Source organism: Cellulomonas aerilata, assembly GCF_007991755.1.
Lineage (GTDB): Bacteria > Actinomycetota > Actinomycetes > Actinomycetales > Cellulomonadaceae > Pengzhenrongella > Pengzhenrongella aerilata.
In genome coordinates, this window is the sequence record NZ_BJYY01000016.1 from 89,015 (window position 1) to 113,643 (window position 24,629).

The 24,629-nt window shown below is 76.8% G+C and carries 21 protein-coding genes; 7 read left to right on the forward strand and 14 right to left on the reverse strand.

The window, feature by feature from the left end; genetic code table 11:
- Nucleotides 1-13: 13 nt before the first annotated feature.
- From CAE01nite_RS13130 to CAE01nite_RS13140, 3 genes are all read right to left on the reverse strand, one after another.
- Nucleotides 14-2,893, reverse strand: a complete 2,880-nt coding sequence (locus CAE01nite_RS13130) for an FAD-binding and (Fe-S)-binding domain-containing protein (protein ID WP_146905608.1) — start codon at nucleotides 2,891-2,893, stop codon at nucleotides 14-16.
- 227 nt (nucleotides 2,894-3,120) lie between these two features.
- The gene (locus CAE01nite_RS13135; protein ID WP_146905309.1) at nucleotides 3,121-3,558 is read right to left on the reverse strand and encodes an OsmC family peroxiredoxin; all 438 of its coding nucleotides are present in this window, start codon (nucleotides 3,556-3,558) and stop codon (nucleotides 3,121-3,123) included.
- Between the two features lie 73 nt (nucleotides 3,559-3,631).
- Entirely contained in the window at nucleotides 3,632-5,011 is a 1,380-nt protein-coding gene (locus CAE01nite_RS13140; RefSeq protein WP_186816584.1) for a M15 family metallopeptidase, read from the reverse strand.
- A 178-nt stretch (nucleotides 5,012-5,189) separates the two neighbouring features.
- On the opposite strand from CAE01nite_RS13140, the gene CAE01nite_RS13150 reads away from it, so the two are divergent.
- The 3 genes from CAE01nite_RS13150 to CAE01nite_RS13160 all read left to right on the forward strand — a co-directional run bounded on the left by CAE01nite_RS13150 (nucleotide 5,190) and on the right by CAE01nite_RS13160 (nucleotide 10,769).
- Nucleotides 5,190-5,468 carry a hypothetical protein gene (locus CAE01nite_RS13150; RefSeq protein WP_146905318.1) on the forward strand — a complete coding sequence of 93 codons (279 nt, stop codon included), beginning with the start codon at nucleotides 5,190-5,192 and terminating at the stop codon, nucleotides 5,466-5,468.
- Between the two features lie 97 nt (nucleotides 5,469-5,565).
- Nucleotides 5,566-6,183, forward strand: a complete 618-nt coding sequence (locus CAE01nite_RS13155; RefSeq protein ID WP_146905321.1) for a protein-L-isoaspartate O-methyltransferase family protein — start codon at nucleotides 5,566-5,568, stop codon at nucleotides 6,181-6,183.
- A 245-nt stretch (nucleotides 6,184-6,428) separates the two neighbouring features.
- Nucleotides 6,429-10,769, forward strand: coding sequence for a S8 family serine peptidase (locus tag CAE01nite_RS13160; protein WP_146905324.1), 4,341 nt, complete (start codon nucleotides 6,429-6,431; stop codon nucleotides 10,767-10,769).
- A 57-nt stretch (nucleotides 10,770-10,826) separates the two neighbouring features.
- On the opposite strand, the gene CAE01nite_RS13165 is transcribed toward CAE01nite_RS13160, so the two are convergent.
- Nucleotides 10,827-11,396, reverse strand: coding sequence for a ribonuclease H family protein (locus tag CAE01nite_RS13165; protein ID WP_146905326.1), 570 nt, complete (start codon nucleotides 11,394-11,396; stop codon nucleotides 10,827-10,829).
- Nucleotides 11,397-11,550: 154 nt separating this feature from the next.
- Here CAE01nite_RS13165 and CAE01nite_RS13170 point away from each other — a divergent pair, with 154 nt between their 5' ends.
- Nucleotides 11,551-11,991 carry a nitroreductase family deazaflavin-dependent oxidoreductase gene (locus CAE01nite_RS13170; RefSeq protein ID WP_146905329.1) on the forward strand — a complete coding sequence of 147 codons (441 nt, stop codon included), beginning with the start codon at nucleotides 11,551-11,553 and terminating at the stop codon, nucleotides 11,989-11,991.
- Nucleotides 11,992-12,000: 9 nt separating this feature from the next.
- Here the strand turns inward: CAE01nite_RS13170 and CAE01nite_RS13175 are convergent, their stop codons facing one another.
- Nucleotides 12,001-12,954, reverse strand: coding sequence for a 5'-3' exonuclease (locus CAE01nite_RS13175; protein ID WP_146905332.1), 954 nt, complete (start codon nucleotides 12,952-12,954; stop codon nucleotides 12,001-12,003).
- Between the two features lie 273 nt (nucleotides 12,955-13,227).
- On the opposite strand from CAE01nite_RS13175, the gene CAE01nite_RS13180 reads away from it, so the two are divergent.
- Nucleotides 13,228-13,560, forward strand: a complete 333-nt coding sequence (locus CAE01nite_RS13180) for a hypothetical protein (RefSeq protein ID WP_146905335.1) — start codon at nucleotides 13,228-13,230, stop codon at nucleotides 13,558-13,560.
- A gap of 69 nt (nucleotides 13,561-13,629) precedes the next feature.
- On the opposite strand, the gene CAE01nite_RS13185 is transcribed toward CAE01nite_RS13180, so the two are convergent.
- The 5 genes from CAE01nite_RS13185 to CAE01nite_RS18365 all read right to left on the reverse strand — a co-directional run bounded on the left by CAE01nite_RS13185 (nucleotide 13,630) and on the right by CAE01nite_RS18365 (nucleotide 19,618).
- Nucleotides 13,630-14,517 carry an NAD(P)H-hydrate dehydratase gene (locus CAE01nite_RS13185; RefSeq protein WP_146905338.1) on the reverse strand — a complete coding sequence of 296 codons (888 nt, stop codon included), beginning with the start codon at nucleotides 14,515-14,517 and terminating at the stop codon, nucleotides 13,630-13,632.
- On the reverse strand, nucleotides 14,501-15,241 hold the full coding sequence (locus tag CAE01nite_RS13190; protein WP_146905341.1) for a histidine phosphatase family protein: 741 nt from the start codon (nucleotides 15,239-15,241) through the stop codon (nucleotides 14,501-14,503). The genes CAE01nite_RS13185 and CAE01nite_RS13190 overlap by 17 nt, the downstream gene beginning before the upstream one ends.
- A 134-nt stretch (nucleotides 15,242-15,375) precedes the next feature.
- On the reverse strand, nucleotides 15,376-16,806 hold the full coding sequence (locus CAE01nite_RS13195) for a hypothetical protein (protein WP_146905344.1): 1,431 nt from the start codon (nucleotides 16,804-16,806) through the stop codon (nucleotides 15,376-15,378).
- A 152-nt stretch (nucleotides 16,807-16,958) separates the two neighbouring features.
- Complete coding sequence (locus CAE01nite_RS13200; RefSeq protein WP_307725004.1) at nucleotides 16,959-17,447, reverse strand: RNA polymerase sigma factor; 489 nt, start codon at nucleotides 17,445-17,447, stop codon at nucleotides 16,959-16,961.
- 104 nt (nucleotides 17,448-17,551) lie between these two features.
- The gene (locus tag CAE01nite_RS18365; RefSeq protein ID WP_222595924.1) at nucleotides 17,552-19,618 is read right to left on the reverse strand and encodes a chromosome partitioning protein; all 2,067 of its coding nucleotides are present in this window, start codon (nucleotides 19,616-19,618) and stop codon (nucleotides 17,552-17,554) included.
- 523 nt (nucleotides 19,619-20,141) lie between these two features.
- Between CAE01nite_RS18365 and CAE01nite_RS13210 the strand changes: the two genes are divergently transcribed.
- Nucleotides 20,142-20,381 (forward strand): hypothetical protein, encoded by a 240-nt coding sequence (locus tag CAE01nite_RS13210; protein WP_146905350.1) that lies wholly within the window; start codon nucleotides 20,142-20,144, stop codon nucleotides 20,379-20,381.
- 69 nt (nucleotides 20,382-20,450) lie between these two features.
- On the opposite strand, the gene CAE01nite_RS13215 is transcribed toward CAE01nite_RS13210, so the two are convergent.
- The 3 genes from CAE01nite_RS13215 to CAE01nite_RS13225 all read right to left on the reverse strand — a co-directional run bounded on the left by CAE01nite_RS13215 (nucleotide 20,451) and on the right by CAE01nite_RS13225 (nucleotide 23,215).
- Nucleotides 20,451-20,654, reverse strand: a complete 204-nt coding sequence (locus CAE01nite_RS13215) for a cold-shock protein (protein ID WP_146905353.1) — start codon at nucleotides 20,652-20,654, stop codon at nucleotides 20,451-20,453.
- 306 nt (nucleotides 20,655-20,960) lie between these two features.
- The gene (locus CAE01nite_RS13220; RefSeq protein WP_146905356.1) at nucleotides 20,961-22,544 is read right to left on the reverse strand and encodes a GGDEF domain-containing protein; all 1,584 of its coding nucleotides are present in this window, start codon (nucleotides 22,542-22,544) and stop codon (nucleotides 20,961-20,963) included.
- 116 nt (nucleotides 22,545-22,660) lie between these two features.
- Nucleotides 22,661-23,215 (reverse strand): hypothetical protein, encoded by a 555-nt coding sequence (locus tag CAE01nite_RS13225; RefSeq protein WP_146905359.1) that lies wholly within the window; start codon nucleotides 23,213-23,215, stop codon nucleotides 22,661-22,663.
- A 58-nt stretch (nucleotides 23,216-23,273) separates the two neighbouring features.
- On the opposite strand from CAE01nite_RS13225, the gene CAE01nite_RS13230 reads away from it, so the two are divergent.
- Nucleotides 23,274-24,062: an endonuclease/exonuclease/phosphatase family protein gene (locus CAE01nite_RS13230; protein WP_146905362.1), complete on the forward strand. Its 789-nt coding sequence runs from the start codon at nucleotides 23,274-23,276 to the stop codon at nucleotides 24,060-24,062.
- On the opposite strand, the gene CAE01nite_RS13235 is transcribed toward CAE01nite_RS13230, so the two are convergent.
- Nucleotides 24,056-24,550: an ATP-binding protein gene (locus CAE01nite_RS13235; protein WP_146905365.1), complete on the reverse strand. Its 495-nt coding sequence runs from the start codon at nucleotides 24,548-24,550 to the stop codon at nucleotides 24,056-24,058. The two genes, CAE01nite_RS13230 and CAE01nite_RS13235, sit on opposite strands and share 7 nt — an antisense overlap.
- Between the last annotated feature and the right edge of the window lie 79 nt (nucleotides 24,551-24,629).

The window sequence follows — 24,629 nt, forward strand, 5'->3', positions numbered from 1 at the left end:
CGGCTCGCCGCCGTCAGCCTCGCACGGGCGGGCGGGTGCGGCCGGGCAGCCGGTCGGCAAGCAGCTCCGCGAGCGCCGTGCCCCGGACCCCCGCCAGCTGCTCGGCCTGGGTGCGGCAGGAGAACCCGTCGGCCAGGAACACGTCCCCCGGCCCGGCCGCCCGCAGCGCCGGGAGCAGGGCGTTCTCGGCCACCGCGACGGACACGTCGTAGTGGCCCTTCTCCATCCCGAAGTTGCCGGCCAGGCCGCAGCACCCGGCCAGGGTGGTGATCGACGCGCCCGCCCGCTCGAGCAGGCCGCGGTCGGCGTCGAACCCCATGACCGAGTGCTGGTGGCAGTGCGGCTGGACGACGGCGGTCACGTCGGACAGGTCCGGCACGGTCCACCCGGACTCCGGGTCGGGTCCGATCGGCGCCGGGGAGGTCAGCAGCTCCGCGAGGGTCTTCGTGACGCGGGCGACCGCGACGGCGCGCGGGTCGTCGGGCAGCAGGTCGAGCAGGTCCGAGCGCAGCACCGCGGTGCAGGACGGCTCCAGCCCGACGATCGGCACGCCGTTGACCGCGTACGGGCCGAGCACCTCCAGCAGGTGCGTCAGCCGGCGCCGCGCCCCGTCGAGCTGGCCGGTGCTGATCCAGGTGAGCCCGCAGCACGCCTCCTGGTCGGGCACGAGCACCTCGTAGCCGGCCGCCCGCAGGACCCGCACCGCGGCCTGCGGGACGCTCGGGGACAGCGTGTCGCTGAACGAGTCTACCCACAGCAGCACCGGCTGCCGGGTCGGGGTGCCCTCGGCCGCGCGGGCGTCGTCGCCCCCGGCCAGCGCGGCGGCGGACGCGCCCGGCGCCACGGCTGCGCGCCCGGCCGTGCTGCGACGCCACCAGGTGCGGAACGGCATGGTGGCGAAGCGCGGGACGGTGCGGCGGGTGTCCATGCCCCCCGCGGCCAGGACCAGCTTCGCCACCGGGCGCACGCCCAGCACCGCGTTGACGAGCTCCGGCGCGAGCCCGGCGAGCCGTCCCCAGCGCGGCAGCCAGCCCAGCGCGTAGTGGTTCACCGGGCGCAGGCGCCGCCGGTAGGTGCGGTGCAGCGTCTCCGCCTTGTACTGCGCCATGTCGACGCCAGCCGGGCAGTCGCTCGAGCACGCCTTGCACTGCAGGCACAGGTCCAGCACCTCGTGGACCTCGGCGGAGCGGAAGCCGCGGGACACCAGGGACCCGTTCGCCATCTCCTGCAGCACCCGCGCGCGTCCGCGGGTGGAGTCCTTCTCGTCGCGCGTGGCCAGGTACGACGGACACATGAACCCGCCCGCGGCGGTGGTGTCCGCCCGGCACTTGCCGACCCCGACGCACCGGTGCACGGCGGTGGTGAAGTCCCCAGCGTCGTGGCGGAACGCGAAGCCCCCGTCGGCGGCGATCGGCAGCGCGGCCGGGCGGCGCAGGTCCGCGTCCAGCGGCCGCGGGCGCACGACGACGCCGGGGTTGAGCACGTCGGCCGGGTCGAGCAGGTTCTTGAAGCCCTCGAACATCGCGATCGCGTCCGGGGAGTACATCAGGGGCAGCAGCTCCCCGCGCGCGCGGCCGTCACCGTGCTCGCCGGACATCGACCCGCCGTGCGCGGCGACCAGCCGGCCGGCGTCCATCATGAACGCGCGCAGCGGGTCCCCGGACCGCTCCAGAGGGATGTCGAGCCGCAGGTGCACGCACCCGTCGCCGAAGTGCCCGTAGGCGAGGCCGTCCACGCCGTGGGAGGCCATCAGCGCCTCGAGCTCGCGCAGGTAGCCGCCGAGCCGCTCGGGCGGGACCGCGGAGTCCTCGAAGCCCGGCCACGCCTGCTCGCCCGACGGGGTCCGGCCGCCGAGGCCGGCGCCGTCCTCGCGGATGCGCCACATGGCTCGTGCCTCGGGCCCGGGCGGGAACACCGCGGTCGCCCGGGTCCCGGCGTCGGCCGCGAGGGCGCGCGCGCGACCCAGGGCCTCGTCCAGGTCGTCGCCGCCGACCTCGACCATGAGCCAGCCCGCGCCCTCCGGCAGCGTGGGGACCGACGACGCCCCGCGCAGCCGGCGGACGACGTCGACCAGGCGTGCGTCCATGCCCTCGATCGCCAGCGGCCGGTGCGCGAGGAGCGCCGGGACGGCGTCGGCGGCGGTCGGCATGTCGGGGTAGCCCAGGACGACGAGGACCGGCGCTGCGGCCACCGGCACGAGCCGGACGGTGGCGCCCAGGATGGTCACGACGGTCCCCTCGGTGCCGACGAGCGCCTTGGCGAGGTCGGCCCCGTTCTCGGGGAGCAGGTGCTCCAGGGAGTACCCGGACACCTGGCGGCCGAAGCGGCCCAGCTCCGTGCGGATGACCGCCAGGTTCGCCCGCACGAGCCCGTCGAGGCCGGGGACCACCTCCAGGCCCCGGCCGGCGGTGAAGCGGCGGCCGGTCCCGTCGACGACGTCCAGCTCGAGGACGTTGTCGGCGGTGCGGCCGTAGGCGACCGCGCGCGGACCGCAGGCGTTGTTGCCGATCATCCCGCCGAGGGTCGCGCGGGCCTGCGTGGAGGGGTCCGGCCCGAAGCGCAGCCCGTGCGGCGCGGCCGCCCGCTGGAGCGACGACATGACGACGCCCGGCTCGACCCGGGCGGTGCGCGCCTCGGGGTCGACGTCGAGGATGCGGTGCACGTGGCGGGACAGGTCCAGCACGAGACCGGGTCCGACGGCGTTGCCGGCGACGGACGTCCCCCCGCCGCGGGTGGTGATCGGCACGCCGGCGCCGCGGGCCACCTCGAGGGCGGCCAGCACGTCGTCCGGGTCCTGCGGGAAGGCGACGACCTGGGGGACGACGCGGTAGTTGGACGCGTCGGTGGAGTACTCCGCGCGGCGGCGCGTGGAGTCGTCGACGGCGCCGCGCATCGCCGCGCGCAGGGCGGCCACGAGGTCGCGGTGGTCGGCGGGGGTGGGGTCCGCCGCGGGTCGGGCGGGGCTCACGATCGACACGGGGACCAGTGTCCCATCGTCGCCCGGTCGGACGTGCCGACCGGCCACGGCGGGGGATCCGCACGTGGCCGGCCGGCTGCGCTCCGGCGTCCGTCGGGCACGGACCGGCAGCGTCCCGCGCCGCCGGGCACCGGCTGCGCCGGTCAGGCCAGCGCGGCGTCCAGCGTGATCGTCGTGCCGGTCAGGGCCTTGCTCACCGGGCAGGTGGCCTTGGCCGTCTCCGCCGCCGCGGCGAAGCCGGCCTCGTCGAGACCCTCGACCTCGCCGCGGACGCGGACCTTGACCTCCGAGATGCGGAAGCCGCCGGCCGGGTCCGGGACCAGGGTGACGTCGTCGGTGACCTCGAGGGAGATCGGCGTGCCACCGGCCTCCGCGATGACGGCGGAGAGCTGCATCGCGAAGCAGGAGGAGTGCGCCGCGGCGATGAGCTCCTCGGGGCTGGTGGTGCCGCCGGCCTCGTCGGCCGCGCGCTTGGGGAAGGAGACGTCGTAGGTGCCGACGCCCGAGCTGCTCAGCTCGACCTGGCCCCCGCCCTCCATCAGCGTGCCGTTCCAAGCCGTGCGTGACGTACGGGTGGGCATGTCGCTCCTCGCGGTCGGGATGCGGGCGCCGTCCGGCGTCCGCGTCCCACCGTAGGACGCAGGGGCGACGGCGTCAGCCGATGAACTCCCAGTGCCACGGCTCGGGCTTGGACCCGCCGGAGCTCGCCCAGTCCGGCAGGTCCCAGCCGAAGTCGCCCGCGTTGGCGGCCATCCAGCGGTGCTGGCGCGTGCCGAACGTCTCGACGCCGCCGGCCAGGTCCACCGCGACGCCGCGGCCGTGGTTGGAGGTGCCCGGCACGGCGCACAGGTAGCCCTTGACCCGGCGGCAGGCCACCTGCGCGGCGTAGGAGCGGTAGGAGTCGCTGATCGCCGGCGACTCGCCGAACTCCGCGGTGTACGCGGCGTCGAGCGCGGCGAACGCCTCGGCGGCGTCGCACCGCAGCTGGTGCCCGCCCCCGACGGCCAGGTCGCACAGCGCGTCGGCCGGGACGCGCCCGTTGGCGTAGGCGTCCAGGGACACGCGCTGGGCCTCCTTGGCGGCGGCCTCCGCCGCTGCGGCGGCCGCGGCCTGCGCGGCGGAGGCGTCGGCGGCCTGCTGCGCGGCGGCGGCGGCCTGCTGGGCCGCGAGCGCGGCGTCGGCGGCGGCCTGGACGCGCGCGGTCTGCTCGGTCACCGTGGCGACCGCGGCGAGGATCTCGGCCGACAGGTCGTCCTCCGGGGCCGCGTCGTCGGCCGGGGCCGGGGCCTCGGTCGCACCCTCGATGCCACCCGGGCCCGTGGTGGTCTCCGGCGTGGCCCCCGGGTCGGTCGCGACGTCGGACGTCGGCGCGGCGGTCGCGGGCGCCGAGGTCGCGGGCGCTGCGGTCCCGGACGTCCCGGCGCCCTGCTCGGGGGCGGCGGCGTCGGCGGCGGCCGGCGCGGCGCCGTCCGGGTCGGCCCCGGTGCCGTCGGCGGCCGGCGTGGCCGTGGCCTGCGGGGCGTCCTGGGTGCCGGTGGTCGGCGCCGGTCCGCGGTCGCCGGTCGCGCGCGAGGCGCGGTCGCTGCGGTCCACCGCAGCGGCGTCGTCGGTGGCGGCGTCCGTCACGACGTCGTCCGCAGCGACGTCGTCCGCCGCGGCGTCCTCGACCGCGGCGTCGGCGCCGTCGGTCGGCGCGATGGGCGCGGTCGGGGCCTCGGAGAGGAGGGCGCTGAGCCGGTCGACCGCGGCGGTCAGCGGCGCCAGGTCCGCCTCGCTGACCGTCGAGGCGGCCACCGTCCGCACGGCCTCGGCGTCGGCCACGGCGTCCTGGCCGGTCGCCACGGCGCGCTGGCGCTCCGCCGCGACGGCCTCGCGGTGCGCCTCGACCACGGCACGCTGCTGCGTCTGCTCGGCCTCCACCGTCGCCTGCTGGGTCGCGGACTCCGCGACGGTGTAGCCACCCACGCTGAGCGCGAGGGCGAGCACGAGGCCGCCCTTGGCGGCCGCACCGGCGAGGGCACGCGAACGGCTCACCCGCACGGCGGGGGCACGATGCCGACCGCCGGACGAGCGCCGCGTTGTCGGCATCCTGTCACTCACCCGCAACACGTTAAGCGACGTCGTAACGGATGCGTAACAGTCTGGCCCTGTGTCCTGCCTCACCCGCACCGGCTCTGTCACGCATGCGTGACGGTGACCTACGCTCGAGCCCGTGGAACTCGACCCGGGGTCGGTGCCCCCCGCGTCGGTGCCGGTACCGAGCCAGGGGCTGGACGACCTGTACGACATCGGCCGTCTCGCCGACCGTCTCGGGGTCGAGCACGCCACCATCCGCGTCTGGCTCTCCCGCAAGGTCCCGTGGCTGCCGCCGCCGGACGGGCGGCTGAACGGCGGTGCGGTGTGGCGAGCCTCCACCCTCGAGGGGATCGAGGAGCGCCGCGCACCCGGACGCCCCGGGCCCAAGCGCCAGGTCACGACCCCGCCCGCCTGACTGCTCGTCACCGCACCCGTCGACGGAGGCGGTCCCGCACCACCCGCCGACGGCGAGACCTACCCTGGACGCGGGTGACGACGGTGGAGGTGCGGCCATGGCGGACCCAGGGAGCGACCGCAGCGACCCGTCCGGCGTGCCGGACGTCGCCGCCGCCATGGCGGCGCTGGACCGCCGGGCCTTCCTGCCCGCCGACCAGCACGCGTCCGCGCACGAGGACCGGCCGCTGCCGATCGGGCTCGGGCAGACGTGCTCCCAGCCCTCCACCGTCGCCGCGATGCTGCGGCTGCTGGACGTGCCCCCGGGGGCCCGCGTGCTGGACGTCGGCGCCGGGTCCGGATGGACGACCGCCCTGCTCGCGCTGCTCGTCGGACCGCACGGGTCCGTCCTGGGCGTCGAGCTCGAGCCCGAGCTCGCCGAGCGCGCGGCGGCCTGCGTCGCCGCGGGCGGGACGCCGTGGGCCCGCGTCGTGACCGCGCGACCCGGTGTGCTGGGCTGGCCGGACGGCGACGGCTACGACCGCATCCTGTGCTCCGCCTCGCCGCGGGCCCTGCCCGACGAGCTCGTCCAGCAGCTGCGCGACGGCGGGCGCCTCGTGCTGCCCGTGGAACACACGATGTGGGTGGTCGACCGGCGCGGCGAGGACGTCGTGCGGCGTCCTGCGGGGTCGTACCGGTTCGTGCCGCTGCGCTCGCGCCCCGGCGCGAGCGACTGAGGGCCGGCGCCGACATGCCCCGGCAAGGGAGCGACCGCCCGGGGGCCCACAGCCCGCGGTCGCGCGGGGGACCGCCCCGGGCGGCCTCCCGCCCTGACCCGTCCGGCTCAGCGCCGCCACCCGCCGGAGTGACGCCGCCACGGCCGCCCGGCTACCGTGCGGACGCCGCCGACCCAGCCGCCTCCCCGTGGCACGGCCTCGCCACCCCCGCACCCGGGCCCCGCCCCGCTCCGAACAGGACCCCCATGCGCCGCGCGTCGTCCGCCGCTCTCGTCACGCTGGTCGTCACGTCCGTCCTCGCCGCGAGCGCCGCACTGGGCACGCCGGCCGCGGCCGACCCGGGGGACCGCGGACCGAGCGGCGCGCTCCTGAGCGCGTCGGCGCCGAGCGGCGCGACCTCCGGCCCGACCGGGGACCTTTGGCCGGCCGCGGCGCAGGGCGGAACCGGTCTCGACCCCGACCTCGTGGAGGCCGACGGTGAGGTCGCCGCGTTCGTCCAGCTCGCCGCCCCGTCCGCCGCCGACGTCGCGGGCGCCGGTGGCGACGCGGCCGCGGTGGAGGCGGCGGAGCAGCACATCGAGGACCTCGCGGCGGCGCTCGTCCCCGCCGGGCCGGACGCCGCGGCCGGCCCCGGGGTCGCCGCCGGGACCGTCACCGCCGCTCAGGAGGCCGAGCCGGACGACCAGCCGGACGACCAGCCGGAGGCCCAGCCGGACGACCCGGCCACGCCGCAGCGGCTGTCGGTGACGACGAACGTGCTCGCGGGCGCCGTCGTCCGCGGGGACGCCGCCCTGGTCCGCGAGCTCGCCGCCTCACCGGACGTCGTCGGCGTCCACCGCATCGTGCCCAAGCGCGTGATGAACAGCTCGACCGCCGTGCTCACGCGCACGCCGGACGCCTGGCGCTCCGCCGGCCGGACGGGCGAGGGCGTGCGGGTCGGGGTCGTCGACACGGGGCTGGACTACACCCACGCGACCTTCGGAGGCCCCGGCACGCCGGAGGCCTTCGCGCAGGCGTACGGGCGTGACGGGACCGGGACGTACCCCGCCGACCTGGTCGACCCGGCGAAGTTCCTCGGCGGCGTGGACCTCGCCGGGCCCCGCTACGACGCCGGCGGGGGGCCCGGGACCATCCGGGACCCCGACCCGGACCTCAACCCGATCGACCCGCGGTCGGACGCCGACGTCCTGGGGCACGGCACGCATGTGGCCGGCACCGGCTTCGGGTACGGCGTGCTGCCGGACGGCAGCACGTTCCGCGGCGACTACGAGAGCCTCACCGACCTGTCCGGGTGGCGGGTCGGGCCGGGCTCCGCCCCCGGCGCCGGGGTCTTCGCCCTGAAGGTCGTCGGTGACCTCGGCGGCACCACGGAGCTGATCATCCCGGCCCTGGAACGGGCGATGGACCCGGACGACGACGGCGACTTCTCCGACCACCTCGACGTGGTCACCGTCTCGCTCGGCGAGGACCGGCTCCCGGCGGACGACCCGGAGAGCCTGTTCGTGGAGCGGCTCGCGGACCTCGGGGTCCTCACGGTGCTCGCCGCCGGCCAGGCCGGTGACGTCACCGACGGCACCGGTGCGCCGGCCACGGCGCGCAGCGGCCTGACGGTCGCCGCCTCCGTCGGCGACGCCCGGCTCCACGACGCCGTCGAGGTCCTGCAGGCGCCCGACCGCGACGTCGTCGGCAGGCACCCGGCGCAGTCCTCGACGCAGCTCGTCGTCCCGGACGGGGACGAGGACGGCGGGGACGTCACCGCCCCGGTCGTCTTCCTCGGTGAGGACGTCACCGGGTGCACCCCGCTGACGGAGTTCGCCGACCGGCTGGCCGGCGCCATCGTCTGGCTGCACTGGGACGACGACCCCGCGGCGCGCACGTGCAGCAGCGCGGACCGGTTCGACCACGCGGAGGACGCCGGCGCGGTCGGCGTCCTGGTCGGCACGGAGCTGCCGGACTTCGACGTCAACCTCGGCGGCAACGCGTCCATCCCGGGCGCGCAGCTCACCGCGGCCAGCACGGACCGGCTGCTCCCGCTGATCCGGCAGGGCGGGGTCACGATGCGCCTGGGCCCGTCGCTGGCGCAGTCGCAGTACGTGGTCGACGAGTCGCTCGACGAGACCCTGTTCGACCTCTCCCCCCGTGGCGTCCACGGCTCCCTCGGCGTCGTGAAGCCGGACGTCGCCGCGCCGGGGGCGACGATCCTGTCCGCGCGGTCCGGGAGCGGCACGGGCAGCGAGTCCCGGTTCGGCACGTCGATGGCCGCACCGCACGTCGCCGGCATCGCGGCGCTCGTGCGCGACGTGCACCCCGGCTGGACGCCGGCCCAGGTGAAGGCGGCCGTCATGAACACGGCGACGCGCGACGTCCGGGCGGGGCAGGGCGACCGCTCCCCCGTGTACGGGCCCCTGCGGGTCGGGTCCGGACGGGTCGACGCGCTGGACGCCGTCCGCACCACCACGCTGGCGTACGCGACCGACGACGCCGCCCTGGTGTCCGTGACGTTCGGCGTCGTGCCGGTCGGCGACCGGGTGGTCACGCAGCGCCGGACGGTGACGGTGGAGAACACCGGCACCCGCCCGGTCGAGTACCGCACGTCGTTCGCCGCCGCGACGACGTCCGGGGGGGCGCGCGTCACGGTGTCGCCCGAGACGGTGACGATCGCCCCGGGATCGCAGGAGCGGGTGACCCTGACGCTCACCGTCGACCCGGCGACCCTGGAGAAGCGGCTCGACCCGACGTCGTCCCCGGTGGTGGACGGCCTCGGCGCTCCGCGGGACTTCCTGACCGCGGTGAGCGGCCGGCTCGTCCTGCAGGGGGCGGACGGCGAGCTGCGCGTGCCCGTGGTCGCCGCCCCGCGGCTGGTGTCCGACCTGACGGCCGAGCCGGTGGTCCTCCCCGGCGCCGGCGCGGCGAGCGCACCCCTGACGGTGACTGGGCGAGGTGCCCGGAACGAGGGGTGGACGCCCATGGTCGCCCCCCTCCAGCTGGTCGCGACCAGCCCCGCGCTGCCGACCTCCCCGTCCGGGGGGACCTCCTCCGCCGTCGCCGCCGGCGACCTGCGCGCCGTCGGCTTCGCCTCCACCGCCCCGCAGCTCCGCGCCGCGGGCCTGGACCCGACGCAGGGCGTGGTCGGCATCGGCGTGGCGACGAGCGGCGAGTGGGCCAGCCTCGGCTCGTCGTCCTCGGAGGGCGACAGGCTCGACGAGGTGCACGGTGCGATCCAGGTGGACACCGACGTCGACGGTGACGGCCGCGACGACTTCCGCACCGTCGTGCGCAAGTTCCCCGGCAGCGACCTCACGATCGCCGCGACGTACGACGCGCAGCTCTGGGTGAGGGGCTTCGACGGCGTCAACGGCGTCGGCGACGCGATGAACACCACCGTCTTCGACAGCAACGTCGTGGTCGTGCCGATCCCGCTCGCAACCCTCGGCGTCGCACCGGGCCGCACGGTGACGATGTCGGTGTCGACCTGGTCGCCCGACGTGGCGGACCCCGCGGGCGTCCTGGACTCCGTGGGGCCGTTCACGGTCGACCCGTACGCGCCCGAGTACTGGTTCGACGGCGGCCGGGAGCCGGCGCTCCTGTTCGACGCGGCACCCGGCTCACCGGTGACGGTCCACCGCGACGCGGCGCCGGGCGCTCCCGCGCCGCAGCTGCTCGTCCTGCACACCCTGAACGCCGGCCCGGCCGCCCGCTGGCAGGTCGTGGACGTCACCGCGCCGGCGGCCACGCCGACGACCACGGTTCTCCAGGCCGCCGGCACCCCGGCGGTCGGATCCCCCGTGCGGCTGACGGCGACCGTCACGCCGGCCGGGGCGACGGGCTCGGTCGACCTCGTCGACGGCGATGGGACGGTGCTCGCCACGGCGCCCGTCGTGGGCGGGCAGGCCTCCGCCACCGTCCGGCTGGGTGCCGGCGAGCACCGCGTGACCGCCCGGTTCACGCCCGACGACCCGCAGTGGGCGGCGTCCGCGTCCGAGGCGGTGACCGTCACGGTGCCGCAGGCCGCGTCGTCGGTGACGTTCCGCCTCACCGACCGGGCCGTGGAGTACGGCGACCTCACGACGGCGCTCGTCGAGGTGCGAGCGGCCGCCGGGACGCCGTCGGGCACCGTGGAGGTCCTCGTCGGCGACGCCGTCGTGGCGACCGGTGAGGTCGTCGTGGACGGCTCCACCGGGACCGCCCGCGTCGACCTGCCCCGTGACGTGCCCGTCGGGGGCCACCGCGTCACGGCGCGCTACGTGGGCAGCACCGACGTGGCGCCGTCCGACGACTGGCTGCGGCTGCGGGTGACTCCGGCGGACGCGCGCGTCGCCCTGTCGGCACCGAGCTGGACGGTCCGGCCGGGCAGCAGCCCGACGGTGACCGTCACGCTCTCCGGCGCCGACGGCGCCCCGGCGCCGACCGGACGCGTCACGGTCCTGCTCAACCTGCGCCGGGTGGGCAGCGCGGACCTCGGGCCGGACGGGACCGTCACGGTGACGCTGCCGGCCGTCCGGCGCGGGGGCGTGGTCAGCGCGGTCTACGGCGGTGACGACGGGTACCGGCCCGACGTCGAGGTGCGGGCGCTGCGGGTGCGCTGACCGGCGTCCCGGGGTCGCGGGTGCGCGTGGGGCGTTCCCGGGCTGGTGGCGTGCCGGTCAGAACAGGACGTCGACCTCGGCGTCCGGGGCGCGCTCCGCGGTGCGGGCCGTGGTGGCACCGCGGGCCGTGCGGGTGGTGCGCGCCGGCGCCGCGGGCGCCACGGCGGGCGGGAGCGTGCGCTGCGGTGTCGGGCGCCCGGCCTGGGCCTCGCGCGCCGCGGCCCCGGCGAGCTGGTCGGCCGCCTCGTTGAACCGGTCGCCGACGTGGCCGCGCACCCACGTGAAGGTGACCGGGCCCGGGCGCTCCGCGATCGCGCGCTCGATCGCCTGGACCAGCGCGAGGTTCTGCACCGGCCCGCCGCTCGCCGTCCGCCAGCCCTTGCGCTTCCACCCCGCGACCCACACCGACGCGCACTTGATCGCGTAGAGCGAGTCCGCCTCGATGTGCAGCGGCTCGGCGCCCGGGTGCGCCTCGATCGCCTCGTGCACGGCCATCAGCTCGGCGACCTGGTTCGTCCCGGACACCGCACCACCGGACGCCGAGGGGCCGGTGTGGTCCACCCAGGCCCAGCCGATCGCCCCGCCCGGGTTGCGCAGGCAGGAGCCGTCCGTGCTGACGGTGATCACGTGTCGGGCGCTCCTGACGGGGGGACGGTCCGGGCGACCCCTGCCGGGTCGGGTCCGGTCGGGTCTCGCAGGGCATTCTGCCGTCCCTCCGGCGACGCCTGGCACGCGCCGCCCCGACGTGCAGCGCCGGTCACCCTCTGTGCATGCTGGGCCCATGCCCCTGACCGGTGAGTACGAGCCGAGCCCCAACCAGCAGACCCGCGAGCAGGTCGAGCTCTACGAGAGCTCCGGCGGCACGGACGGCCTGACCCTGCGTGGCGTGCCGTGCGTCATCCTCACGTCGGTAGGGGCGAGGTCCGGCCGGCTGCGCAAGGCCGCGCTCATGCGGGTGGAGCACGGCGGCGCCTACGCCGTGGTGGCGTCCATGGGCGGCGCCCCACAGCACCCGGTCTGGTACCACAACGTCGTCGCCGACCCGCACGTGGAGCTGCAGGACGGCCCCGAGAAGTGGGACATGGTCGCGCGCGAGGTCACCGGCGAGGAGAAGAGCCTCTGGTGGAAGCGCGCCGTCGAGGTCTGGCCGGACTACGCCGAGTACCAGAAGAAGACGGACCGGCAGATCCCGGTGTTCGTGCTGGAGCGCACCGAGGGCTGACCCGCACGGTCAGCGCGTCATCGCCCGCACGACCCGGGCGACGCTGGACGAGAGCCCCCACCGCTCGGCGAGCTCGACGAGCCGGTCGGGGTCCGCCGGCGTGACGGGCACCGCGGCGTCGACCACCGCGACGGGGGCGTCCGGGGCGACCCGCACGACGGCCGGGGCGACCTCGAGGTAGTGCGCCGCCTCGACCAGCCGCATCCGTTGCGCGCCGGTGAGCCCCGGGTCGCGGGCGTCCCGCGCGGCGAGGATCCCGGCGAGGTCGCCGTAGCGGGCGAGCATGGTGACCGCGGTCTTCTCCCCGATCCCCTTCACCCCCGGCAGGCCGTCGCTCGGGTCGCCGCGCAGCACGGCCATGTCCGCGTAGGCGGCGCCGGACGCGACCCCGTACCGGTCCCGCAGCCGTGCCTGGTCCACGACCTCCAGGTCCTTGATGCCCCGGATCGTGTAGAGCACACGGACCGCGGCGGCGTCGTCGACGAGCTGGAACAGGTCCCGGTCGCCGGTGACGACCTCGACGGCGCCCGCGTCACCCGGCGCTCGGTCCGGGCGGGCCACCTCCCGCGCGACCAGGGTGCCGATGACGTCGTCCGCCTCGAAGCCCGGTGCACCGAGGCGGGCCAGGCCCAGCGCCTCGAGCACCTCCACGATGACCGGGATCTGCGGGGTCAGCGTCGCGGGGACCTCCTCGGTGTCGTCCGAGCCGGCGGCGAGCCGGTGCTCCTTGTACGAGGGGATGGCGGCGACCCGGAACGCCGGGCGCCAGTCGTCGTCCCAGCACGCCACCAGCCTGGCCGGACGCCGGTCCTCGAGCAGCCGGGCGATCATGTCCAGCAGCCCGCGGACCGCGTTGACCGGGGTGCCGTCCGGCGCCTTCAGCGAGTCCGGGACGCCGAAGTACGCACGGAAGTACAGCGAGGCCGTGTCCAGGAGCAGCAGGGAGTCGCGGCGCGAAGGCATGCGCGAGTCTCCCATCCGGCGACCGGGCCTCTGCAACGATGACCGCCCATGGGCCTGACCTGCGAGTACTTCGCCGCACCCTCTGACACCGACGCGACCGCCGTCCTCGATCGACCGAAGGACTCCTCCCAAGCCGTCGTCCGCCCGTCGTCACCACCGGTGAAGCGGTCGCTCCTCCGGCGCAGAGGTCGCCCGGCTGAGGAGGCGCGACGTGAGGAGCCGCGGTCTGCGGCCGCCCCGTCGCCGGCGTACCCGACGGTGGACGGTGGCGGCGTGGAGCCGATCGTCCAGATGGGGACGCTCGAGGCGGCGCTCACCGGACGCTCCTACGACGACGTCATGGCGGATCGCGCGGACGACGGTGTCATCGCCGACCGCGACGGAGGTGAGCGCCTCGTCGTCCGGCTGACAGCGGCGCTGTCCGACTCGCTCGCGGACGCGGGGGAGGCGCACCTGGCAACTGTCGCGGTCCCGTGGTCCGAGACCGACGAGTTCTGGGGGCAGGGTGATCCCGAGGACCTCGCCGCCCTGCTGGGAAGGCTTGCCGATCTGGCTCGGGATGCCCGCGCGAAGGGCTGGTCCCTCTACTGTCGCGTCGGCCTGTAGCAGTCGGACGGGCACCGTAGCGGCCGGGACCGCCACAGCCGGGCCGGTGGGACCCCCGAGCCGGCCCGCTCAGGCCACGAGCTCGGAGAGGACGACCGGCAGCTCGTCGAGCAGCTCGCGGGCGAGGAACCCGGTCGGCCCGATCCGCGCGGCGAGCCGGTCGCCGGCGGCCGCGTGCAGGTGCGTCCCCCAGCACGTCGCCTGCGCGCGGTCGGCACCGCGCGCCAGCAGCCCGCACAGGACACCGGCGAGCACGTCGCCGCTGCCGGACGTCGCGAGGCCGGCGTACCCCGTCGACATCTGCCAGCGCCCGCCGGTCGGGTCCGCGACCTCTCCGTAGCAGCTCACCACGGCGCCGTACCGCGCGGCGATCTCGGCGACGGCGTCCGCCAGGTCGTCGTCGTCGATCTCCCGGCCCAGCAGCCGGGCTGCCTCACCCGTGTTCGGGGTGAGCACGAGCCGTCCCGCGAGCCGCTCCACCACCTCGTCCAGACCCGGCAGGACCCCGAGCGCGTACGCGTCCAGCACGACGGCCGTGTCGTCCCCCACGTGCGGGGCCAGGCCGCGCAGCAGTGCCGCGGTCTCCTCGGCGTCGTCCAGCCCGGGGCCGACGAGCACCGCGTCGCTGGACGCGACCGAGTCGGCCAGGCGCTCCGCGCCGTCCCCCCGCACCGACCCGGACGAGGTCTCGGGCAGGCCCACGACGCCGGACTCCGGGATCGCCACGGCGACCGGCACGGCCACCGACTCCGCGACCGCGAGGCTCAGGCGTCCGGCGCCGGCGCGCAGCGACGCGACCGCCGCGAGCATCGCCGCCCCGGGCGTGCCGCGTGCCCCGCCGACGACGAGCACCTGCCCTCGGCCGTACTTGGACGCCTCGGTCGCCGGCAGCGGCCAGTCGCGCAGCAGCGCCGGGGTGACGACCCGCGTGCCGGACGGCTCACTCGGCGACGACATCGGTCTTCCCCCGCGGCGCGGTGCGCACCGCTCCCTGCTCCGCGAGGTGCTCCACCGCGTTGAACGTGTCCAGCCTCCACAGCCGCTCGCCGGGGTCCCGCACGAGCCGGGTGACCGACGCGTTCAGCACGGGCGTCGCCCGCCCGATCGCCATGATCTCCGCCTCGGTCAGCCCCTCGCAGATGTACCGGATCAGCATGGTCACCGCGTCGTGGCACACCACCAGGACACGACGACCGTCCTCGTAGCGGTCGACGTCGGCGAGCACGCTGCGCAGGCGCAGGGCCATGTCCGCCCACGACTCCCCGCCCGGCGGCCGGTAGTAGAACTTGCCGACCCACCGCCGCCGCGCCGCCTCGGCCGGGTGCCGCGCCTCGACCCCGAAGCCGGTCAGCTTGTCCAGCACGCCCAGCTCCCGGTCGCGCAGGCGCTCGTCGAGGACGATCGGCAGCCGCAGGCCGCTGACCTCCAGGGCGAGCCGCGCGGTGTCCGCCGACCGGACGTACGGCGAGGACCACACGCTCTGCGGCGCGCGGTCCGCGTCCAGCTCGCCCAGCCAGGTCCCCAGCGCACGTGCCTGGTCGACGCCGGTCGCGGACAGCCCGACGTCGGCGTCGCGCGCCGGGACGTCGATCACCTCGGCGCGGACCTCCTGCGCCGCCCGTGCCGCCGTGTTGCCGACGCTCTCCCCGTGCCGGACCACCAGCAGCTCGGTCGCACCCATGCCTGGACCGTAGTCGAGGCGGTCCAGGCTTTCCTGGCGGGAGCAGCCCGGCCGGTCTCGCCCGGCACCGCCCGGCCCCGGCGCGGCGACCGGGCCGAGCGGGGCCGCCGTGGGGCCGGGCACGGTCGGGCGGGTCAGCGCCCGGCGGCGAAGTCGAGCTCGCCGTCCGCCACGGCGACGACCGACCACGCCGTCCCGTCGTCGGCGGAGAGCTCGTAGGCCGGCAGCAGCACCGTGGCCCCGGTCGGCAGCGTGTGCTGCGCCAGGCCCAGCCGGGCACCGGTCAGCACCACCTCCACCACGGGCCAGCCCAACGGCGACCCGGGGGTGACCGAGGGCGGCGGGGTCGGCTCGCCCATCGGGGCGGGCGCCGGCTCCGTCGTCGCCGCGCCGTCGGAGTCGACGGCCACGCCCCCGACCGACGCGGCGACCACACCGCCGCCCGAGGCGCCGAAGCGCGGGTCGGACAGCCGCGCGACCGCCTCGTTCTCGCTCACCACGTCGTAGTCGCCCAGCGGCACGAGGGGGGCGAGCGCCCCGTACAGCGACTGGACCGCGTCGCCGACGAGCGACACGCTCCAGATCGTCCCGGTGCGCTGCCCGTCGACGACCTCGAACGCGCTGACGTAGGCGAGCTCCGGGGTGCCGGACTCGGCCGCCTCGTACTCGTACCGGTCCGCGTCCACCCCCGCGGCCGCGAGCACCTCGCGTGCGCGGGCGACCGCCGCGTCGCCCTGCGGCGCGGGCGGCAGCTCTCGCGGGGTGCAGTCGGGCGGGACCACCGCGTCCTTGCCCGGCTCGCCCTGGCCTCCGCCGTCCTGGCCCTCCACGCCCGACTCGGGGACGGCGAGCGAAGGCGGGCAGGCGAAGGGGTCGAGGCTCGGGTCGTAGTACGACACGCTCGTGACGCCGTCGGGCTGCAGCTGCAGGCTGGCGTCCACGCCGTCCTGCGGCCCGACCAGCCAGATCCCGCCCTCCAGCCGCGGCTCGCCCGCCAGCCCGAGCGACGCGGCCACCTGGGCCGCCGTCTCGGCCGAGAACGCCTGCGCGGGGTCGTAGGCCCACGCCTGAGCGGTCCCGGTGTCGTCGGACAGCCCCTGGGCGGTGAACACGGTGTGCCCGCCGAACCACGGCAGCAGGCGCGACGACATCGCGGTGCCGCCCTCCGCCGCCGGCGCGTCCGGCACGCTGCTGCGGGCGGCGGTGTCGCCGGCGGCCGACGACTCGGCGGCCCCCGCGGCGGCGCCGGTGGTGGCGTCGGACAGGGTGATGGCCGCGGCAGCGGTCCTGCTCCCCGTGCCGGTGCCCTCCCGGCTGCCGAGCGCGTACCCGCCGACCGAGCCGACGAGGAGGGTCCCCGCGGCGACCGCAGCGACCGCGCCCCACCGTCCCGGGCGTCGGGCGGCCCGGGCGCGGGCCAGCTCGTCGCCGGCCGGCCGGTCGGCACGCTCCCGGACGGCGGCGTCCAGGGACGCGGTGTCCGGCTCGAGCCCCGCGGCGGGGTCCGCGTCGCGCAGCCGGTCGAAGGCGTCGTCACGGGCGGGGTCGGGGCGGTGCTGGTCCACGGTGGTCTCCTGTCAGCCGCGGCGCGGACGCGCCGCCGGGTGGTCTCCACCCCGTCTGTGTCGCGAGGGCCGCCGACCTTGCGCCCCGCTCCCGGCGGCGCCCCACCCCCGTGACGCAGGGCCCCGCCGGACCGGACGCCCGGGTCACCGCCTCAGGCGGTCAGCCGCTCCGCCCACGCCTCGCGCAGCCGGGAGCGCGCACGGGACAGCGCCGCGTCCGCGCCGCCGCGGGAGACCCCCAGCACGTCCGCCAGCGCGTCGCCGGTCAGCCCCTCCCAGGCGTTGAGCAGCAGGATCCGCCGGTCGCGCGGGCTCAGGACGGCCAGGACCGCGCGCACCTCGTCGTCGGCGACCGTCAGCTCGGCCGGGTCGGCGTCGTCCACCTCGTCCGGGGCGTCCCCGACCGGGACCGGCCGGCCCTTGCGGCGGTGGTTGGCGAGCACGAACCCGGCCGTGCGGTAGAGCCACGGCAGCACCGCGTCGTCCGGGACGTCGTCGCGCCGGCGCCAGGCGACCGCCAGCACCTCGGCCGTCAGGTCCTCGACGTCGTCGCGCGGGGCACGCCGGGCGAAGTACCGGTACAGGGCCGTGGCGTGCGCACGGAACAGCGACTCGAACCAGGCATCGTCACGCGCGGCCACGACGGACTCCTCACCGCGGGGCCGCACCGGCGCTCGGCGTCAGGGTCCCGACACCCGCACTGTGTCGCACCGCGGCCCGTTCTTGCACGCGCCGCGGCGGTGGCCTACAGGCCGTCCGCCACCGCCGCCGTGACGTGCAGCCACGCCTCCCGGGTGGTCGACGCCAGGGCGTCGACGGAGAGCGGGCCGCCGGAGACCAGGGCCGGGTCGTGCGGGACGTCCAGGACCGCGCGCGTGAGCCGGCCGAAGTGCCCGTGCAGGCGCTCGCGCAGCTCGGCGTCGACGTCGGCGGCCGGCGCGGACAGCACGGTGACCGCGTGCCGGACGGCGTCGTCGTGCCCGGTGGCGCGCAGCGCGTCCACGGCCCAGGCCGCCGACTGGGCGGTGTCCTCGCGCACCGTGGAGACGATGACGAGCTGGTCCGCCGCCGCCACCGCGGCCTGCCAGTTCGAGGCGCGCATGTTGTTGCCGGTGTCGACGACCATGACGCGGTAGAAGCGGGCCAGCGTGCGGTGCAGCGCGGTGAACGCGTCGGCGTCGATGGAGGCGGCCGACGCGGCGTCCTCGTCCGAGGCCAGGACGTCGAACTGCGCGGACCCCTGCGACCGGACGTAGTTGTCCAGGTCCCCCACCCGCGCGGACCCCTCGGCGAACCGGTCGAGGTCCTGCAGGAGGTTCACAGCGGTGTTGGAGTGCCGCCCGTGCGCCGAGCGCCAGCCCAGGGTCCCGCGCGTCTCGTTGTTGTCCCAGGCGAGGGTGTACCCGCCCCGGTGGATGCCGAAGGTCGCCGCGATCAGCAGGGCCGCGGTGGTCTTGTGCGCGCCACCCTTGGGGTTGAGCACGACGACGGTCTTGGGTCCGTTGAGGCTGCGCTGCACCGACGCGATGGCGGCGCGGTGGCGCAGCTCCTCCGCCCCCGGGCCGGGCGCGACGAGGCCGCCGGTCAGCCGGCGGACCGACGCCTGCCACCCCATCCGTGCGGGTCCGGTCGGCGGGGCGGGGCGGGTCGCGAGCAGGTCGTCCAGCGTCGGCAGCTCCGTGCGCGGCGGCGTCGGCTCACCCGCCAGCGCGCTGCGCCGGGCCGGGACGGTGGGCGCGGCCCCGGACCTGGACGACGACGGCACGGTCGTGGCCGGGTCCGGCCACGAGCCGACGGGCGGGACCGCGTCACCGCGCGCCGTGACGAGCGGGATCGCACCCGTGGACGCCGCCCCAGGCGGCGGCGCGACGAACGGCAGCGAGCCGGTCGAGGCGGGTCGGGTCGGGGCCGGGCCGGTCGGGGCCGGGCCGGTCGGGGCCGGGCCGGTCGGGGCGGCCTCGGCCGGGACCCGGCCGGCGGGCATGGGGCCGGTCGGGCCGTCGGGGACCGGGCCGGCCGGGGCGGTGCCCGCACCTGCGGCGGCCGTCCCGGCCGTGCCCCCTGCCGAGACGGCCCCCGTCGCCGCCGGGCCGGTCGGCGGCGGGCCCGTCGGCGGGCCGGGCACCGGGGGGCCGACCGGGGCACGTGCGACCGAGGCGCCGGTCACGGGCAGCGGCACGGGGTCCGGCTCGTCGTCGTCGTCGTCGACCAGGGCCGGGTCGGGGATCGCCGGGATGAGCACGGTGTCGGTGTCCGTCCCGCGACGCGGGATCGCGCCGGTGGGCGGGCGCACCACGGGGAAGCGCGTGGGGGTGACCGGTGGACCGGCGACAGATGGACCGGCGACGGGTGGACCGGCGACGACCCCGGGATGAGGGTCCACCGCCGAGCCGACGGAGCCCGGACCGGCGGGCGCGCCGTCGTCGCCCGCCGCGCCGTCGTCGCCCGCCGGCGCCGACGTCCCGCCCGGCGCGGACTGCTCGACCATCACGACCGGGACCGCGACCGTCTCGGGGTCGCTGTGGCGGCGCCGGACCCGTGTCGCCGGCGCCCCGGGCTCCTCGACGTTCCCGTCCGGGTGCACCACGAGCAGCCACTCGCCGTCGGGGTCGTGGAGCTGGACCCGGATCGGACGACCGTCGGCGGCCGCGCGCTCGGCGATGTACTCGGTGATGTTGCCGGCCACCCGCGCCGGGTCCTGCGCCGCGAACCGCTGGACCACACCGCCCAGGGCCACCTCGGCCGCTCCGTCAGGTCGGATGACGGCCCGGGCCGTCAGGTCTGGCGGCACGGGGGTGCCCGGTTCGGTCATCGCCTCTTCCCTCGTTCGTGGACCCGCCTCGTCGTGGCTCCACGGCCACCGGTGCCCGGGCACGCCGCGGTCCACCGCGCCGGCGGTCTCGCGCCGTCGAACCTACGCCGCGACAGGCGAGCATGCACATCACGACCGGGTGACGGGGCAGGTGGCTCACGAACGGGTGCACGGCGCCGATAGGAGGCCCATGGGCCCCGTGCGGCACGACGTCAGCTCGGACCGGTCGGCAGCCGACCGGTCGCACCCGGCCGCGCCGCCACGACGCCCGACCGGTCCGGCACCGTGCGCCGCCCGTCCCGGCTCACCTCTGATCCATCCCGAGGGCCGGTGCGAGTGCTTCTTCGGCGGCCCGCCGCCGCAGTTCGGCGTCGTCGTGACCACCGGCGGTCAGGCCCTGCCGTGACCTGTACCGGGCCCGGCACCGGGCCCGGCGCCCTGACCTACCCGGTCACCGCGGCATGCCCGGCGAGCCGGTGGCCCCGGTGCGGACGTGTCGGAGGTCTCGGCCAGGATGTGACCCATGCCGACGTACCTCGCCCGCGTGACGGTCCACGCCGAGCTCGACCCGGAGCAGGTCGACGGCCTGGCGGACGCCCTCGGTGCCGCCCGGACCGAGCCGGCGGACGACCGGGTCGTCCTCTGGGTGCCCGGCGAGGCGCCGGACGCGGGGACCGCGGAGGTGGCGGCCCGTCGCCACGTGGCCGAGGTGCTGCAGGGCTGGACGGTCGACGTCGACGTCGACGAGGCCCTGGGGTCCTGACCCCGGACGCACGAGAGCCCCGGCCGCAGGGCCGGGGCTCTCATGAACAGATCTCGGGGGCTTGGCGCCTCAGAGGGGGCTGATGTTCTCCGCCTGCGGACCCTTCGGGCCCTGCGTGATGTCGAACTGCACCTTCTGGTTCTCCTCCAGCGAGCGGTAGCCGCTCGTCTGGATCGCGGAGTAGTGCGCGAAGACGTCGGCGCCGCCGTCGTCGGGGGCGATGAAGCCGAAGCCCTTTTCGGCGTTGAACCACTTCACGGTGCCAGTAGCCATAGCTGTTCTCCTTCGGAGCGTTAAGCGATCCCGACTTTCGGGCCGCTCGTCGCAGTGTTCGTCGTCCGCTCCGGTAAGAGACAGCACGGGCGATCACGGGGATCGCGCGCATCAAGACGTGCAAGCACAGCAACTTCAAGTGGAGCGTAGCCCATCGACCCCGCAGAGGCGAGGCCTCGGGCGGACCAGGTTCGGTCACGCGGCGGCCGGGCGGCCGCCGGACCGGGCGACCAGCACCGCCGGCCCACCCCGCAGCGGCCGGCTGCCGGGCGCCGCGACTGCTGCGACCGCCTCCCGATCGAGCGGTCAGGGCCTGTCGGAGACCACGACACGATCGCGTCCGCGGTTCTTGGCGCCGTACAGCGCCGCGTCCGCCGCACCGACCCCGCCCACGTCGCTGACCGGGCCCACCCCGATGGAGACGGTCACCCGCAGCCCGGGCGCCAGGTCGTCCCAGTCCGCCTCCCGGACCGCTGCGTGCAGCCGGGTCGCGAGGGCGCTGGCGGGGCCGAGCTCCGCCCCTGGCACGAGGACGACGAACTCGTCCCCGCCGTACCGCACCAGGACGTCGCCCTCCCGGGACCCGGCCCGCAGCATGTGCGCCAGGCGACGCAGGACCTCGTCGCCGACCGCGTGCGAGAACCGGTCGTTGATCGCCTTGAACTGGTCGACGTCGACGAACAGCGCCAGCCGGGGGCCGACGTCGGTCTCCAGCGCCTCGGTCAGCATGCGCCGGTTGCCCAGACCCGTGAGCTCGTCGTGGAGCGCGGCCCGCGCCATCCGGTCGGTCTGCGCGGTGAGCTGGCGCAGCCGGTGACGGTCCTGCAGCGCGGTGAAGCGCCCGGCGCGCTCCGACCACACCCGGCCCAGCGCCTCGCGTCCGAGCTCCGTCCAGGCGTCCACGGCCGGGTGCGGGCCGTGCTCGGCGACGTCCACCTCGGCGAGGGCCTCCAGCGCGGCCGCCGTCCACGTGCTCCGGCCCAGCCGCCGGGAGTCGGCGATGGCGCCGGTGATCAGGGTGCGGGCCTCGGCGTGGTCGCCCGCCGCCGAGGCCGCCGCGGCCAGGACGAGGTGCAGCAGGGTGCGCTCGAGCACCTCGCGCCGCACCAGGAACCGGTCCCCCGCGGCTCGGGCGCGAACGGCCGCGAGCTCGACGTCGCCGAGCCGGCACAGCGCGTACGCCTCGATCACCTCGCCGCGCGCGACCATCTGCGGCTCGTCGGCGATGCCGGCCAGCCGCGCGAGCCGGCGGGCACGGCGAGCCGCCGTGGCGGACTGCGCCGCGGAGCCGGCTGCGTCGCCGATCAGCCCGAGCGTGGCCGCCCAGTACAGGCTGAGCAGGGCCTGCTGGTGGACGACGTGCAGGTCGACCTCGGGACGTCCCAGCGGCGCGACGCCGGTGAGCAGCGCGTCGGCCTGCTCGAGGAGGTCCACGGCCTGCAGGGCGGCGGCGACCCCCGAGGTCGCCGAGAGGTGCCCGTACCGGCCGGACGGGACGCGCTCGACGAGCCGCACCCCCTCGGCCAGGGCGTCCATCGCCCGCCCGAGGTTCCCCACCCGGGCGGACGCCTCCGCGAGCAGCGCGTAGGCCTTGGCCCGCCACAGCGGGTCGTCGACCTCCTCGAGCGTCCCGAGCAGGTCCAGGGCCGCCGTCACCGCCTCGCGGCCGCGACCCAGCTCCAGCAGGGCGGCACCCTCGATGTAGTGCAGGTACAGGACCGTCTGCAGGTCACCGGCCGCCAGCGCCACGGTCCGCCACACCCGGCAGTCCTGGACGGCCTGCTCGGCGTACCCCTCGAGCAGCCGTGCGTGCGTCAGGTCCGCGAGCGCGTCGAACGGCCCGAACTCTGCCCGCACGACGGCGTCCGCCCCCGTGCCCCGTGCGCCCATGGCTCCGCTTCCGTCCTCCCCCTGCGATCGCACCCTAGGCGGGTGCACCCACGGGCGGGGCCCGTGGCGCGGAGGAAAGACAGGCGATTCACCCCGACGCGCGACGTCGGGGCTGGTCACCGACCGGCGATGCCCAGCTCGTCCAGGAGGTACAGGAAGGCGCGCGCGAACGGGTTCCCGCCGACCTCCTCGCGCAGCCGCGGCCAGTCGATCTGCTCGCGCAGGGCCCGGGCCACCGGCAGCAGCCGGGCGAAGTCGCAGTAGTGCTCCTCCAGCACGAGGAGCTTGGTGGCCAGGATGTCGGTGGCCTCCATGACGGGCATCCGGACCGCCAGGACCGGCAGCGTGTCGCACCGCTCGAACAAGCCCTCGTCGACCGGCTGCCCGCACATCCGGAACAGGACGTCGACGAGCTGGTCCTGGTGGTACGCCTTGAACAGCCACCCCTCGGGCGGGTCCACGATCTCCAGGCCGGCCGCACCGATCGCGGCCTTCGCCTTGTCGATGTCGTCCTCGCGGATGACGAAGTCGGCGTCGTGGTCGGGCTCGGGGGCGCCGCGGGCCCAGGCGGCATAGCCGCCGCACAGCGCGTGGGGGATGCCGGCCTCGGCCAGGGCCACGGCGGTCAGCCGCAGCCCGTCCTGCAGGGCCGCACGGGCGTCGTCGGGCATGGCCTGAGGTCTACACGACGGGATGCGCCCGCGCAGGTCGAGAGGGCAGGATCGGGCGATGCGCCTGGCGACGTTCAACATCCTCCACGGACGCTCCCCGGCGGACGGCCGGGTGGATCTCGACCGCTTCGGCGACGCGGTCCGGCGCCTGGACGCCGACGTGCTGGGGCTGCAGGAGGTCGACCGGGACCAGCCCCGCTCGCACGGCGCCGACCTCACCGCCGTCGCGGCGGAGGCGATGGGCGCGCCGCACCACCGGTTCGTCGCGACGCTCGCGGGCACGCCGGACCTGTGGTCGGCCGCGACGGGCGACCTGCAGCCGCGGACCGCCGGCTACGGCATCGCCCTGCTCAGCCGCATCCCCGTGCTGTCCTGGCACGCGCTGGCCCTGCCGGCCCTGCGCGGGACCGTGCCTGTGATCTTCCCCGGGCGGCGCCGCCCCGTGCTCGTCCGGGACGAGCCGCGGGCCGCGGTGGCAGCCGTCGTCGACGCCCCGGAGGGCCCGGTGACCGTGGTCGCCACGCACCTGACGTTCATCCCGGGGTGGAACGCGGTGCAGCTGCGCCGGCTGGTGCGGCTGGTGCGGGACCTGCCGCGGCCGGTGGTCGTCATGGGGGACCTCAACCTCGACGGCGCCGCCCCCGCCCGGCTGAGCAGGATGCGGCCGCTGGCGACCGCCGCGACGTTCCCGGTGACCGAGCCCGCGCGCCAGCTCGACCACATCCTGGCCGACGGCCCGCTCACCACGGTGTCGAGCGCCGCGGTCGACACCGGGCTGTCCGACCACCGCGCCCTGGTCGCGGACGTCCTGGTCGGTGCCCGGCTCGGTGACCAGGTGGGTCAGTAGTCCTCGTCCTCGAGCTCCATGCTGAACCAGACGGTCTTGCCGTCCGGGCCGATCTCGACGCCCCAGTCGCCGGCGAGCGCCTGGACGAGGGCCATGCCGCGGCCGCTGGCGGCCGACGGCTCGGGGTGGCGCACGACCGGTGAGGTGGAGCTGTCGTCGCTCACGCTGACGTACACGTGGCGGGAGTCGGTCCACGCGCGGACCCGGATGGAGCCGTCCGCAGGGCCGTGGACGGCCGCGTTGGCGACGACCTCGGCGGTCAGCAGCTCGACCACCTGGTTCTGCGACCCGGTCACGCCGGCGGCGGCGATGGTGTGGATGACCCAGTGCCGCGCGATGCGGGCGGACGAGCGCTCCGGCGGCAGGGACAGCTCGGCGGCGGCGTCCGCGGCGGGCACCGGGTTGCGCGGCGCGTCCTCCGACAGCCCGCCGGTGATCAGGCGGAACGGGTGCGGCCTGCGCTCGCGTCGCGGCGGCGTCCCGGTCATCGGCGGCACACCCGCCGGCCGGGTGCGCCCTGCTCGCGAGGGCCTGCTCCGGCGGACACGGTGGGGACGGCACGACGCG